The organism is Actinocorallia longicatena (genome assembly GCF_039534125.1).
GTDB lineage: Bacteria > Actinomycetota > Actinomycetes > Streptosporangiales > Streptosporangiaceae > Actinocorallia > Actinocorallia longicatena.
The window spans coordinates 511,406-524,125 of sequence record NZ_BAAAUV010000004.1 but is presented as its reverse complement, the minus strand read 5'-3'; the positions used below and the strand labels follow the sequence as shown (position 1 = coordinate 524,125).

The window sequence follows — 12,720 nt, the reverse complement described above, 5'->3', positions numbered from 1 at the left end:
GGTACGCATCGGACTTCTCGTGCGACGATCAGTGACGTGAGTGCGGAAGTGGAACAGCTGGAAACCCTGCCCGGACGCCGGATCCTGACCAAAGAGATCTGGCTGGTGTTCGGAGTCTCCCTCGGAGCGTCGGGCCTGTCGGCCCTGATCTCCTTCACCGGATCGATCACCGCGCCGAAGGCCCTCAACGACCAGACCGCCTCACTGGTGACCGACGCCGCTCCAGGACGCCCCTGGCTGGGCCTGGCCTGGCAGCTGTTCTACGTCGCGAACGCGCTCGTCCCGGTGGCCCTCACGGCGCACTTCCTCGGCCGCGGCGGCGAGCCGATCCGCCGCACCCTGGGCGTCGACTGGCGGCCGCGCGGCATGGACTGGCTGCGCGGAGCGGCCGTCGCGGCGGGCATCGGCGGCTCCGGGCTCGTCCTCTACCTGCTGGCGCGGAACTTCGGGGCGAACCTGACGATCGTCCCCTCGACGCTCGGCGACGTCTGGTGGCGGATCCCCGTCCTCGTGCTGTCGGCGATCCAGAACGCCGTCGTCGAGGAGGTCATCGTCCTCGGCTATCTGCTGCACCGGCTGGGACAGCTCGGCTGGGCGGACTGGAAGGCCGACCTCACCAGCGCGGCCGTGCGCGGCAGCTACCATCTCTACCAGGGGCTCGGCGGCTTCTTCGGCAACATGGTGATGGGGCTGATCTTCGCCCGCCTGTACCGGCGCTGGGGCCGGGTCATGCCGCTGCTCGTCGCGCACGCCCTCATCGACATCGTCGCCTTCGTCGGATCGGTCGCCCTGGCGGGGAAGGTCTCCTGGCTCCCCGAACAGTGACCCCGCCAGGCGGTTCCCGCCGACGCTCGGCCGCCTGTCCCGACCGCGGCGCCCGGCCCGGTCAGCCGGGCAGGGTCGCGGCCCCGAGGATCTGCGGGGCGGCCGGGAAGGGGATGCCGGTGTCGGCGCGGCCGAGACGTTCGATCCGGTCGACGGTGAAGCCGGCCTCGACGATCGCCGTGGCCGTGTCCCTGCCGCAATGGCAGCCGCCGGCCAGGAACGGGTAGACGGTGGCGTCCAGGACGCGCTGGATCCGGTACCGACCGCCCTCGGCCCTGACGTGCTCGAGGAAGCGCAGCCGCCCGCCGGGCCTCAGCACGCGCCGGATCTCGGCGAGCGCGCTCATCTGATCGGGGACGCTGCACAGGACCAGCGAGGCCACCGCCGCGTCGCGGCTCCCGTCCCCGGCGGGCAGGTGGTCGGCCAGGCCGTCCACGACGGTGACGGGCACCGGCGCCGAGGCGGCCGCGGCCCGCGCGAGGGAGCGCAGGTGCGGTTCGGGCTCGACGGCCAGGACCTCGGTGACGGCCGCCGGATAGTGCGGGAAGTTCAGGCCGTTGCCCGCCCCGACCTCGACGACCCGGCCGGACAGCCCGGCGAGCAGGACGGCGCGGTGCCGTCCCAGGTCCCGTTCCATCGCGACGCTGGCGCGGGCGTAGTAGCGGGCGAACAGCGGATGCCGGTGGTTCACGGCGCGCCCCTTCAGGAGGTGTAGGTCAGGAAGCCCCGGACGACGTCGACGAAGGCCTCGGGCTCGTCCGACAGCACGCTGTGCCCGCTGTGCTCGAAGATCCTCAGATCCGCGGCCGGAATACCGTCGGCGATCTCGGCGGAGAACTCCGGCGCGCAGATCCAGTCGTGACGGGCACCGATGACCAGCGTGGGCACGTCGATGCGGTGCAGGTCCCCCGTGACGTCGTAGGTGCGCAGGAAGCCCGCGAAGCCCTCGTTGAGCGCGTCGGGGCTGAGGATCTTGGGCCGTTCGCGGCTCTTCTCCAGGTCGAAGGTCAGCGAATACAGCGGGCCGAGCACCTCGAAGTAGGCGCGGAGCTGTTCCTCTCTCTCGAAGGTCCCCGACCACAGCGGCTCGGCCGCCGCCCGCTGCTCCGGCGTCCCGCGCTCGGCGAGGATCTCCCGCGCCCGGGGCAGGAAGCGGTGGCTCGCCGTCGTGACGACCGGGATCAGGTGCGACAGGTGCTCGCCGTAGCGGGCGGCGTAGGACAGGGCGACCATTCCCCCGTAGGACGCTCCGAGCAGCCCGATCCTGTCCAGCCCGAGATGCCGCCGCAACGCCTCGATGTCCTCGACGTTGTTCTCGAGCGTGTAGCTCTCCCGGGGGCCGCGGGCGGACCTGCCGCTCCCCCGGTGATCGAGATAGACGATCTGCGCCTTGTCCGCGAGCCCGGACAGCACCGGCTTGAACCCGCCGTGCTCCCCGCCGGGCCCGCCGTGCAGCGCGAACACGACCGGCTGCTCCCGCATCCCGCCCCTGCACGGGACGTGCCCCGCCCCCTCGACGTCGAAGAACAGCGTGGTGTCGCGAACCTTCGCGAACATCGCATCCCTCCCAGCGCTCATGATCGGACGGCCCCGTCCCGACAGTAAGGCCTCTTCCGGCGGATCCGGGCCCGGCTCCGCCGCCCCTACTCCTCTGCGGGGCCGGAGGTGAGGGCCGTCTCGATGTCGGCGAGAAGTCCGGCGACCGGGCCGAGGCTGAGCAGGGCGCTCGCCGCCCCCGCCAGTTCGCCCGAGGCCGGGAGGAGGGCCGTGCGGGCCCTCCTCAGCATGTCCCGGTCTCCCAGAGAAACCGCCGCCCTCGCCAGGAGGGCCCACAGGCCCTCCGCCAGCAGGTCATGGGGTGGGTCGGGTGCGGCGCGCAGGGACTCGGCGGCTTCGTCCCTGCGTCCGGCGGACAGCAGTGTGAGCGGCATGGTCCACGGACGGTAGGGGCCGGGACCGCCCGGGTCCTCGAGCCCGAGGGGGCGATCGTGGCGCAGGTTCAGGGTGAGAAGGGCCAGTGCGGGCAGGCCCTCGCTCAGGCCCGGCATCCCGGCGGCCGCCGGGAGCGGGATCGCGGAGCGGTAGGCCGCTTCCTTCACCGCGAAGGAGGCGGCCGGGTCCTCGGCGAGGCGGAGGGCCCGGTACCAGGTGGTGAAGACGGTCGCGAGCGGGCGCTCGTGACGTTCGGCGAGGCGGTCCACGCGGTCGGCGTGCCCGTCGCCGGTGGCGAAGTCGCCGACGGCCGCGGCCGACTGCAGGCGGATCAGGGAGCCCAGCACCTCGTAGCTGGCCAGGCCGCGCCGTGCCGCCAGGTCGCCGATCTCCGCGCCGATGGCATCGCGCCGCCGCGACAGGCCGGTCCGGGCGAAGGACTGCATGTAGAGCCCGTTCAGCGCGAAGGCCAGCAGCGGCGGATCGTCCAGGCCACGGGCGATCCGCTCGGCCTCCTCCGCCGCCGCACGCACCCGCGGTGACGCGGTGCCGCGCGATTCCAGGGCGACGGTCGCCAGGAGGCGGGCCCGCGTCCCGGGCGCGGCGTCGGGCGGGAGCCGCGCCAGGGTGCGCTCGGCGGTCGCGGCCAGCCGGGCGGCCTGGGCGGGATCGTCGGAGCGCGTCCAGTTCGCCGGGACGTCGTAGACACCGATCACCCTCGCGGTCAGCTCGGCGTCGCCCAGTTCCTCGGCCGCCTCGACCGCAGCCGCGCGATGTTCCCGGGCGGCGAGCAGGCCGTCCGCGCCGGTCACCGCGAGTCCTCGCATCATTCCTGCGGTCGCCTCCAGGCGCAGCCGTGCGTCGGAGGCGCCGTCCAGCGCGGCGGTGGCGCTCGCCCACACCCGGGACGCCGGATCGGCGGGCGCGTCCAGGCGGCCGGACCGCCGCAGGATGTCGGCCTCCAGGTCGCGCAGTCCCGGTCCGGGATCGAGCCCGAGACGCTCGGCGAGTTCCCAGCGCGCGCCGCGCAGGACCTCGAGGGCGTCGGCCTGCCTGTCCGCCCGGTAGAGGGCCAAGGCGAGCAGCCGCCACGCCTCCTCCCGCGCGGGATGGGCACGGGCGTGCGCGTCGAGGTCCGGGACGGCCTCCGCGGCGCGGCCGAGGTCGAGCAGCGCCCCCGCCCTGCGTTCCACCGCCCGCAGCCGCAGCTCGGTCAGCCGGGCCCGTTCCGGCGACGCCCAGGTCGCGTGCGGGAATCCGGCGTAGGCGGGCCCGCGCCACAACGCCAGTGCGGAGTCCAGGTCCTTCAGCAGCCGCGCCGGCGGGGCGGCCGAGGCGACGATCTCCGTGAAGTGCCACGCGTCGACCTGTTCCGTCGCGGCCCGCAGCGCGTATCCGGGCCCGACGGTGACGATCAGCCGGGGCGGCGTCCGGGGCGGCCGGTCCGGCTCCAGGGCCCGGCGGAGAGCGCCCACGAAGGTCCGGAGCGCGCCGACGGCCCCTTCCGGCGGGTCCTCCCACAGGTCCTCCGCGAGAAGCGCGACCGGCACCATCCGGCCGCGGGCGGCCACGAGCCTGGCGAGGACCTCACGATGCCTCGGGCCGTGCAGGGAGATCGCCCGCCCCGCCGCGTCCCACGCCTCGACCGGGCCGAGAACCCCCATGTGAACGGCCATTCCGCCTCCTGTCCCCCTGTTCAACGCTAGCGCTGATCGGATGCTGATCGGAGCGCGCCAATCTGGGGGCATCAGGTCGCCACCGAGATCACCAAGGAGAGAACGATCATGTCACCGGTCATCGAGGGCTTCACCTACCGCCGTGTCCCCGTCGCCGACGGCGTGGCGCTGAACGCCGCCGTCGGCGGTTCCGGCCCGGCCGTCGTGCTGCTGCACGGCTTCCCCCAGACCCACCTCATGTGGCGGCACGTCGCCACCGGCCTGGCGGCCGACCACACGGTCATCTGCCCGGACCTGCGCGGCTACGGCGCGAGCGACAAGCCCGCCGAGACCGGGTCGGACACCTACTCCAAGCGCACGATGGCGGCCGACATCGTCGCGCTGGCCCGCGCGCTCGGCCATGAGAGGTTCGCGCTGGCCGGGCACGACCGCGGCGCCCTCGTCGCCTTCCGCGCGGGTCTCGACCACCCCGAGGCGATCACCCACCTGGCCTGCCTGGACGTCCTGCCGACCCTCGACATGTGGAACGTCATGCGCGGGGTGCGGGCGTCGGTCGGCTGGCACCTGTACCTCATGGCCCAGCCCGCCGGGCTCCCCGAGCAGATGATCGCCGCCGTCCCGGACGCGTTCTTCGGCTCGTTCCTCGACCAGTGGACCGCAGATCCGGCCGCGATCCCCGCCGAGGTCCGCACGGCCTATCTCACCGCCTGCCGCGAGGCGATCCCCTCGATCGTCGCCGACTACCGCGCGTCCGCGGGGATCGACGTCGCCCACGACGAGGCCGACCGCGCCGAGGACGTCCGGCTGCGCATGCCCGTCACGGTGGTCCAGCAGGACTGGGGCGCGGCCCTCGGCTACGACGCCGCCGCCCTGTGGCGCTCCTGGAGCGACGACCTCCGGCACCACACCACCTCAGCGGGCCATTTCATGGCCGAGGAGGCTCCCGCCGAGATCATCGGACGGCTCCGCGAACTCCTCTCGCGTCAGGGCTTGGCGCCCACTCCGCAGTAGGCGGCGACCTCGGGCGGGAGGCCGAAGGGCCCGGGATCGGGCCGCCAGTGCGACACCGACACGACGCCGGGGGGCAGCAGGTCCAGGGCGTGGAAGAACCCGGTGAGATGGGCGGGGGTGCGCAGGCGGTAGGGGTCACCGGCCTCGGCTCGGGTCTTCTCCGCCTCTGCGGCGGCCTCCGGGTCGACGGCGTTCGTGCCGTCCTCCAGGACCAGGAAGCTGCCGGAGGGCAGGGCCTCGATCAGGTGGTCGCAGATGGCCCCGGCCTCGTCGTGCTCCCAGACGTTGCCCAGGATGCCGAGGAGCATGAGCCCGATGGGGCGGCTGAAGTCGAGTGTCTCGGCGGCCCGGTCCAGGAGCGCGGCGGGGTCGCGGACGTCGGCGTCGATGTAGGAGCAGGCGCCCCGCGGGGTGCTGGTGAGCAGGGCACGGGCATGGACGAGGACGAGCGGGTCGTTGTCGGCGTAGACGATCCGGCAGGCGGGATCGATCCGCTGGGCGACCTCGTGGGTGTTGTCGAACGTGGGGAGGCCGGTGCCGATGTCCAGGAACTGGGTGACGGCGTACTCGCCGGCGAGGAGCCGCACGGCGCGGCCCAGGAAGGCGCGGGAGTGCCGGGCGACGTCCACGATGCCCGGGTACACCTTCCGGATCTGCTCACCGACCTCCCTGTCGACGGGATAGTTGTCCTTGCCCCCCAGCCAGTAGTTCCACATGCGCGCCGAGTGCGGCGTCGTGGTGTCGATGACGGGGTCCGGCGCGGGGGGCTGCTCGGTCATGGAGGGCGCTCCTGGCGTTGGAAGAGTGCGGTCCCTGCTGAAAGTTCCACTTCGATCATTTCAGCCGGACGGGGCGTTCCTCCAGCGAACCGGGCAACCCGTGCCGAACACCGGAGACCGAAAAGCGCCCCTGTGGTTGACTCGATCGATGGACGAGAGCGAGCTGCGCTCCCCTCCTGCGGCCAGGACGGCCTCACCCGCGCCTTCCTCCGTTCGATGATCGGCGTGGCCCTCGACCGGTCGCCCCGGCCGACGGCGGCGCGGCTGACCGGCCGGCTCTGGGACTTCTTCGTCTCCGCCTCGACGGCGGGCGACGCCCGTTATGGCCGGGAGGCGGACGCGGCGGTGGCCGGCGGACGCTGAGGATGCCGCGCGGGAGTCCCAGTGGATCCGTTCCCCTCGGTGTCCGGCCGCGCCGGCGGCATATGAGCCGGGCCGGCGCGGCCGGAGTCCTCATCGGTTGAGGTGGCTCATGTCCGGGTAACGGTCGCCCAGGACCGCGTCTGCCGGGGCGGCCTTCTCCAGGGCGGCCAGATCCTCGGCGGTGAGCTCCAGGGATTCGGCGGCGGCGTTCTCCTCGAGGTAGCGCAGCCGCTTGGTGCCCGGGATCGGGACGACGTCGTCGCCCTGAGCGAGGACCCAGGCGAGGGCGAGCTGGCCCGTCGTGACGCCCTTGGCCGCGGCCAGTTCCTCGACGGCCGCGACGAGACGGGCGTTCTGGGCCAGGTTGTCCCCCTGGAAGCGGGGGTTGTGGCGCCGGAAGTCGTCCGCGGCCAGGGCGTCGACCTCGACCGTGCCGGTGAGGATGCCGCGGCTGAGCGGGCTGTAGGCGACCAGGCCGATGTTCAGCTCGCGGAACAGGGCGAGCAGCTCGTCCTCGGGGAACCGGGTGAACAGCGAGTACTCGTACTGCCCCGCCGTGATCGGGTGGACGGCGTGCGCCCGCCGGACGGTCGCGGGGGCCGCCTCGGAGATCCCCAGATGCCGGACCTTGCCCTCGGCGACCAGTTCCGCCAGGGCGCCCCAGGTCTCCTCGATCGGCACGTTCACGTCGACGCGGTGCTGGTAGTACAGGTCGATGTGGTCGGTGCCGAGCCTCTTCAGCGACGCCTCGCAGGCCCTCCGCACGTACTCCGGACGGCCGTTGATCCCCGCCCTGGATCCGTCGGGGCGGCGTTCGAGGCCGAACTTGGTGGCCAGGACCACCCGGTCGCGGCGGCCCTTCAGCGACCTGCCGAGCAGTTCCTCGTTGATGAACGGGCCGTACATGTCGGCGGTGTCCCAGAAGGTGACGCCCAGCTCCAGTGCCCGGTCCAGGACCTTCAGCGACTCGGCGTCGTCCCCCGGGCCGTAGAACTCGCTCATGCCCATGCAGCCGAGCCCGACGGCGGAGACCTCGAGACCGTCCCCCAGAATGCGCTTCCTCATGCCACTTCCTCCTCGTCCGAGCCGTCCCGGGACAGGACCCGGGCGTGCTTCTCCTCGACCTCCGTGTAGATGGAGATCTTGTAGTCGATCAGGGCGAGATCCTCGGTGAGCTGCTTGATCTGCTCCTCCACCTTCGCACGGTGGTCGATCATGACCTGGCGCCGCTCCCCCGCGGTCGCGTCCCCGTCCCTGATCAGCTCCACGTAGCGGCGCAGCTCGGCGATCGGCATGCCGGTCGAGCGCAGCCGCGTCAGCAGATGGATCCGGTCGAGATCCCGGCGCCCGTAGCGGCGGTGGCCGTTCATGCCGCGCGGGGGCGGGTCGAGCAGCCCCGCCCGCTCGTAGTAGCGCAGCGTGTGGGCGGTCAGACCGGTGCTCTCGGCCACCTCGGCGATGGTCAGTCCCTCGTCCATGGCTCCAGCCTTTCGCTTGGAGTGCGCTCTAAGTCAAGCCGAAAAGGAGTTGCCGCCGGACGGCCTCCGCTTGCACCATCACCTGCCATGACCGAAGCGATCCTCAGCGGCCTGCTGGCCGGGTACGGCGTGGCCATCCCGGTCGGAGCGATCGGGGTGCTGATCGTCACCCTGACGGCCAGGACCTCCTTCCGGGTCGGCGCGGCGGCCGCGGCCGGAGTGGCGACCGCCGACGGCCTCTACGCGATCGCGGCCGTCCTGGGCGGCGCCTCGCTGACCCCCCTGATCGAGCCTGTGGCGACACCGCTCACCTGGCTGGCCGCCCTGGTCCTGCTCGCCGTCGCCGCCCGGACGGCCGTGGCCGCCTTCCGGGAACGCTCCGAACGCGAGGTCCCCCTGCTGACCCGCCCCGGACGCGCCTACCTGGCCCTCCTCGGCCTGACCGTCCTCAACCCCGCCACGATCATTTACTTCGCCGCCCTCGTCCTGGGCCGCCAGGCCGAGAACGCCCTGACCACCGCCGAGCAGTTCGCCTTCGCCGTCTCGGCGGTCGCCGCCTCCCTGAGCTGGCAGCTCCTGCTGGCCGCCGGCGGCTCCCTGGTCGGCAAGGCCCTCACCGGCGGCAGGGCCCGTCTGCTGACCTCCCTCGCGGCGAGCGCCATCATCGCCGCCCTCGCCGTCCTCCTGGTCGTTTAGCCCCTAGACGGCCGCGAGCTCGGCCGCCAGGAGTTCCAGGCCCATGGGTCCGAGGTCGAGCGCGGTGGAGTGGAAGGACTTCAGGTCGAAGGACGAGCCGTGGCGGGCCCTGGCGGCGGCGCGGCCTTCGAGCCAGACCTTCTCGCCCAGCTTGTAGGCGATGGCCTGGGCGGGGAGGCCCAGGTAGCGGTCGATCTCCCAGGTGACGACCTCGACGTCGTCGGGGCTGTGGCGGGAGAGGAACTCGATGGCCAGGTCGCGCGTCCAGCGTTCGCCTTCGTGGAAGCCGGAGCCCGCGGGGATCGTCAGGCCCAGGTGCAGGCCGATGTCGACGATGACCCGGACGGTCCTGATCTGGCGGCCGCCGTAGAGCATGCCGAGGCGGTGGGCGGGGTCGGTGAAGTAGCCGAGCTCGTCCATCAGGCGCTCGGCGTACAGGCCCCAGCCCTCGGCGAAACCGGGGTGCAGCTCGCTGGAGACCCGCTGGAACCGGGTCAGGCCCTGGTTCAGGATGGTCGCGCCGAGCTGGAGGTGGTGGCCGGGCACCCCCTCGTGGAACATGATCGACGGCACCGCCCAGGTCGTCGTCTCGGCGCCGTGGGCGGAGTACCAGACCTGCCCGGGACGGCTCAGGTCCTCGGCGGGGGCCAGGTAGTAGATGCTGTTCCCGGTCGGCGGGGTCCGGCAGTCGATGCGGCGCAGCGGCTCGGCGATGTCGAAGTGGACGCCGTCCAGATCGGCGATCGCCCGGTCGGCCAGCTCCTGGATCCAGGCCCGGAACGGTTCACCGGAGGCGATCCGGTGGCGCGGGTCGGCGTCGAGGGCGTCACGGACCTCGGCCAGGCTCCGGCCGGGGGCGATCTCGGCGGCGGCTTCGGCCATCTCACGCTTCAGGACGGCCAGCTCGTCCCAGGCCCAGGCATAGGTGGCCTCCAGGTCGAGAGTCGTGCCGAGGAAGTTCCGGACACCGAGCGCGTACCGGTCGCGGCCGACGCCCTCGCGGTCCGGCGCGGCGGGCACCAGCTCACCGGTGAGGAAGGCCCCGTAGTCCAGGCAGGCCTGAGCGGCGGCCCGCGCCGCCCCATCGAGCCCCGGGCGCTCGGCGAATCCGCGGAAGTAGGCGGCCGACCCCTCCAGCTGGGCGACCGTGCCGAGGATCATCGGCCGGTGGGCGACGATCCCCCGGTCCCTGGCCTCCGCCTGGTAGGCGCTCAGCCCGCGCAGCGCGGCGGGGAAGGCCTCGATCCTGGCCCGCAGATCGTCCCAGGGGCTGTCGGCCCCCTGGTCGAGGACCTCGACGGCCTGCCGGAGCCGCTGGAACGGCCCGTCGATGTTGGAGAAGTCCAGGGCGTGGACGTCGGCCTCGTCGAGGGCGGCGAAGGTCTCCAGCTTGTCGCGCAGGACCGCCGCGGCCCGGCGGTCGGCCTCTCCCGTCATCGGGGCCGCGGCCAGTTCCGCCAGCGTCCGCCGGGTGAGGTCGGCGCGTGCGGCGTAACCGTCCGGACCGTAGTCGGTGAGGGCGCCGTCCTGTCCGGAGATCCCGCTCATGGCCGCCAGGCAGGGGTCCGCGGCGGCGAGATCGGAGACGTAGCGGTCGGACAGGCGGTCGATTTCGGTCATCTTTCACACGCTACAGAATCAGTCCACCCAGTCGAACGTGCGGGAGACCGCCTTCTTCCACTGGGCGTGCCCGGCCTCGCGCGCCTCGTCGCCCAGCACCGGCTCCCAGCGGGCCGCGGCCCGCCACTGGGAGCGCAGCTCGTCGCGGGAGGACCAGAACCCGACCGCGAGCCCCGCCGCGTAGGCGGCGCCGAGCGCGGTCGTCTCCGCGACCTCCGGACGGACCACCGGAACGCCCAGCACGTCGGCCTGGATCCGCATCAGCAGATCGTTGACGACCATGCCCCCGTCGGCCTTCAGGCAGGTCAGCGCTGCCCCGGAGTCGGCGTTCATGGCGTCGACGATCTCGCGGGTCTGCCACGCCGTGGCCTCCAGCACCGCGCGGGCCAGATGGCCCCGGTTGACGAAACGGGTCAGCCCGACGATCGCGCCGCGGGCGTCGGAGCGCCAGTAGGGGGCGAACAGCCCGGAGAAGGCGGGCACGAAGTAGCAGCCGCCGTTGTCCTCCACCGTCTCGGCGAGCCGCTCGACCTCGGCGGCCGAGGAGATCAGGCCGAGGTTGTCGCGCAGCCACTGCACCAGCGCTCCGGTGATCGCGATGGAGCCCTCCAGGGCGTACACCGCGGGCTCGTCGCCGATCCGGTAGCCGACCGTGGTCAGGAGGCCGTGCCGGGACGTGATCGGGGTGTTCCCCGTGTTCAGCAGCAGGAAGCTGCCCGTGCCGTAGGTGTTCTTCGCGTCGCCCTCGTCGAAGCAGCACTGGCCGAACAGGGCCGCCTGCTGGTCGCCGAGGGCCGAGGCCACCGGGACCCCCTCCAGCACGCCGCGGCCCGTTCCGTAGACCTCCGCGGACGACCGGATCTCCGGGAGCATCGCCCGCGGGATCCCCATCGCCTCGAGCGTGCGGTCGTCCCAGTCGAGGGTCCGCAGGTTCATCAGCATGGTGCGGGAGGCGTTGGTGACGTCGGTGACGTGGCGTCCGGTCAGCTTCCAGATCAGCCAGGAGTCGACGGTCCCGAACAGGACCTCTCCGCGTCCGGCCCGCTCCCGCAGCCCCTCGATCTCGGCGAGCAGCCACACGATCTTCGGTCCTGAGAAGTAGGTGGCCAGGGGCAGCCCGCAGGAGTCCAGGAAACGGTACTGGCCGACCGCGCCCTGGAGATCGCGGCAGATCCGGTCGGTCCTGGTGTCCTGCCAGACGATCGCGTTGTGCACCGGCTCGCCCGTCACGGCGTCCCAGACGATCGTGGTCTCACGCTGGTTGGTGATGCCGACCGCGGCGAGGTCGGCGGCCGTGATCCCGCCCCGCTCCAGCGCCTGGGCCACGACCGCCTCGACCGACTCCCAGATCTCCGACGGGTCGTGCTCGACCCATCCCGGCCTGGGCAGGATCTGCTCGAACTCCCGCTGGGCGTCGGCGACGACCCGGCCCTCGGCGTCGAAGACCAGGCAGCGGCTGGACGTCGTCCCCTGGTCGATCGCGGCGATGTACACGGCGGCTCCTCCCTGCACTGCAACCTGCGCGGAAACCCGCGCCGGATCGGCACCCCTCAGAACGGGTCTCCCGGGTCCTCGTCCGTCGGCAGCGGCCCGGTCGGCCTCGTACCCGTCGGCCGCGGAGACTCACTCGGTCCCCGGCGGTCCGGCGTCTCGGACTCGTCCGGGCTCTGCGATGGGCTCTCGGTCTCCGGGCTCTCCGACGGAGAACCGCTGCCGGGGCTCGAGGACGGCGGGGTCGACTGGCCGCCCGTGGCCGTGGGCGGCGGCGGCACCCGGCTGTCGTCGTCCGTCAGCGGGTCGTCGGGCTGGCAGGCGAACAGCAGGATCAGCAGCCCGCCGAGCAGGATCGCCAGCAGCAGCAGTGTGATCAGCGCGGGGATGACGCCACGGGGCCGCTCCCCCTTCGGCGCCAGCAGCGGGCCCGACCGGCCGCTGGGGAACGCCGGATCCTCCGCTCCCGCCCAGTACGGCAGGAACTGGGGGCCACGGGCCCTGCCGCGCAGCAGGATCGGGTCGAGGGTGCGTTCCAGACCGGGGCCGCCGGCCGCCCACGGCTCCGACGACGCGGTGTCGCTCGCCACCAGCGGCCCGCCGAACTCCCTGACGGCCGCCGCGAACCGGTCCCTGGCGGCGGCGTCCGAGGCCGCACCGCGGGTCAGGACCACCACCTGGAGGGGGCTTCCGGCCTGGTCGATCGCGGAGTACACGACCCCTGCGGGGGAGGCGAAGGTCCGGGCCGTCAGACGGAACGGCCCGAGCAGCGGCACTGACATGTCCTCGACCCTAGATCACTCAGTCTCCGTGTCGCCCCCGACGGGCCGGGTAAGTGAACTAGGGTCG

General features: G+C 72.9%; 13 protein-coding genes. 4 read left to right on the top strand and 9 right to left on the bottom strand.

Annotated features, from left to right (window positions below; genetic code table 11):
- The first annotated feature begins 36 nt into the window (after nt 1-36).
- A complete protein-coding gene (locus tag ABD785_RS10840; protein ID WP_344825589.1) occupies nt 37-825 on the top strand; it encodes a CPBP family intramembrane glutamic endopeptidase in 789 nt (262 codons plus the stop codon).
- Nucleotides 826-886: 61 nt separating this feature from the next.
- Here the strand turns inward: ABD785_RS10840 and ABD785_RS10835 are convergent, their stop codons facing one another.
- The 3 genes from ABD785_RS10835 to ABD785_RS10825 form a co-directional block, all read right to left on the bottom strand.
- Nucleotides 887-1,516, bottom strand: a complete 630-nt coding sequence (locus ABD785_RS10835; protein WP_344825588.1) for a class I SAM-dependent methyltransferase — start codon at nt 1,514-1,516, stop codon at nt 887-889.
- Between the two features lie 11 nt (nt 1,517-1,527).
- Complete coding sequence (locus ABD785_RS10830) at nt 1,528-2,382, bottom strand: alpha/beta fold hydrolase (protein ID WP_344825586.1); 855 nt, start codon at nt 2,380-2,382, stop codon at nt 1,528-1,530.
- Between the two features lie 86 nt (nt 2,383-2,468).
- On the bottom strand, nt 2,469-4,433 hold the full coding sequence (locus ABD785_RS10825) for an AfsR/SARP family transcriptional regulator (RefSeq protein WP_344825584.1): 1,965 nt from the start codon (nt 4,431-4,433) through the stop codon (nt 2,469-2,471).
- A gap of 108 nt (nt 4,434-4,541) precedes the next feature.
- Between ABD785_RS10825 and ABD785_RS10820 the strand changes: the two genes are divergently transcribed.
- Nucleotides 4,542-5,444 (top strand): alpha/beta fold hydrolase, encoded by a 903-nt coding sequence (locus ABD785_RS10820; protein ID WP_344825582.1) that lies wholly within the window; start codon nt 4,542-4,544, stop codon nt 5,442-5,444.
- Here the strand turns inward: ABD785_RS10820 and ABD785_RS10815 are convergent.
- Nucleotides 5,417-6,223 (bottom strand): SAM-dependent methyltransferase, encoded by an 807-nt coding sequence (locus ABD785_RS10815; RefSeq protein WP_344825580.1) that lies wholly within the window; start codon nt 6,221-6,223, stop codon nt 5,417-5,419. The genes ABD785_RS10820 and ABD785_RS10815 overlap by 28 nt on opposite strands.
- 216 nt (nt 6,224-6,439) lie before the next feature.
- On the opposite strand from ABD785_RS10815, the gene ABD785_RS10810 reads away from it, so the two are divergent.
- Entirely contained in the window at nt 6,440-6,586 is a 147-nt protein-coding gene (locus ABD785_RS10810) for a hypothetical protein (RefSeq protein ID WP_344825578.1), read from the top strand.
- 90 nt (nt 6,587-6,676) lie between these two features.
- Here the strand turns inward: ABD785_RS10810 and ABD785_RS10805 are convergent, their stop codons facing one another.
- Nucleotides 6,677-7,651 carry an aldo/keto reductase gene (locus ABD785_RS10805; protein WP_344825576.1) on the bottom strand — a complete coding sequence of 325 codons (975 nt, stop codon included), beginning with the start codon at nt 7,649-7,651 and terminating at the stop codon, nt 6,677-6,679.
- Nucleotides 7,648-8,064, bottom strand: coding sequence for a MerR family transcriptional regulator (locus ABD785_RS10800; protein ID WP_344825574.1), 417 nt, complete (start codon nt 8,062-8,064; stop codon nt 7,648-7,650). The genes ABD785_RS10805 and ABD785_RS10800 overlap by 4 nt, the downstream gene beginning before the upstream one ends.
- 87 nt (nt 8,065-8,151) lie before the next feature.
- Between ABD785_RS10800 and ABD785_RS10795 the strand changes: the two genes are divergently transcribed.
- Nucleotides 8,152-8,760, top strand: coding sequence for a LysE family transporter (locus ABD785_RS10795; RefSeq protein WP_344825572.1), 609 nt, complete (start codon nt 8,152-8,154; stop codon nt 8,758-8,760).
- A gap of 3 nt (nt 8,761-8,763) precedes the next feature.
- Here the strand turns inward: ABD785_RS10795 and ABD785_RS10790 are convergent, their stop codons facing one another.
- Genes ABD785_RS10790 through ABD785_RS10780 form a run of 3 tightly spaced genes read right to left on the bottom strand, consistent with a single transcriptional unit; the run spans nt 8,764 to nt 12,653 of the window.
- Entirely contained in the window at nt 8,764-10,380 is a 1,617-nt protein-coding gene (locus tag ABD785_RS10790) for a DUF885 domain-containing protein (RefSeq protein WP_344825570.1), read from the bottom strand.
- A gap of 18 nt (nt 10,381-10,398) precedes the next feature.
- Nucleotides 10,399-11,874: a glycerol kinase GlpK gene (glpK, locus tag ABD785_RS10785; RefSeq protein ID WP_344825568.1), complete on the bottom strand. Its 1,476-nt coding sequence runs from the start codon at nt 11,872-11,874 to the stop codon at nt 10,399-10,401.
- A gap of 56 nt (nt 11,875-11,930) precedes the next feature.
- On the bottom strand, nt 11,931-12,653 hold the full coding sequence (locus ABD785_RS10780; protein WP_344825566.1) for a hypothetical protein: 723 nt from the start codon (nt 12,651-12,653) through the stop codon (nt 11,931-11,933).
- Nucleotides 12,654-12,720 lie beyond the last annotated feature (67 nt).

Excerpts from the sequence above, each read along its gene's own strand:
- ABD785_RS10825 (WP_344825584.1), bottom strand. The coding sequence starts at position 4,433 with ATGGCCGTTCACATGGGGGTTCTCGGCCCGGTCGAGGCGTGGGACGCG.
- ABD785_RS10820 (WP_344825582.1), top strand. The coding sequence starts at position 4,542 with ATGTCACCGGTCATCGAGGGCTTCACCTACCGCCGTGTCCCCGTCGCC.
- ABD785_RS10810 (WP_344825578.1), top strand. The coding sequence starts at position 6,440 with ATGATCGGCGTGGCCCTCGACCGGTCGCCCCGGCCGACGGCGGCGCGG.
- ABD785_RS10800 (WP_344825574.1), bottom strand. The coding sequence starts at position 8,064 with ATGGACGAGGGACTGACCATCGCCGAGGTGGCCGAGAGCACCGGTCTG.
- ABD785_RS10815 (WP_344825580.1), bottom strand. The coding sequence starts at position 6,223 with ATGACCGAGCAGCCCCCCGCGCCGGACCCCGTCATCGACACCACGACG.
- ABD785_RS10780 (WP_344825566.1), bottom strand. The coding sequence starts at position 12,653 with ATGTCAGTGCCGCTGCTCGGGCCGTTCCGTCTGACGGCCCGGACCTTC.
- ABD785_RS10830 (WP_344825586.1), bottom strand. The coding sequence starts at position 2,382 with ATGTTCGCGAAGGTTCGCGACACCACGCTGTTCTTCGACGTCGAGGGG.
- ABD785_RS10795 (WP_344825572.1), top strand. The coding sequence starts at position 8,152 with ATGACCGAAGCGATCCTCAGCGGCCTGCTGGCCGGGTACGGCGTGGCC.
- ABD785_RS10790 (WP_344825570.1), bottom strand. The coding sequence starts at position 10,380 with ATGACCGAAATCGACCGCCTGTCCGACCGCTACGTCTCCGATCTCGCC.
- ABD785_RS10805 (WP_344825576.1), bottom strand. The coding sequence starts at position 7,651 with ATGAGGAAGCGCATTCTGGGGGACGGTCTCGAGGTCTCCGCCGTCGGG.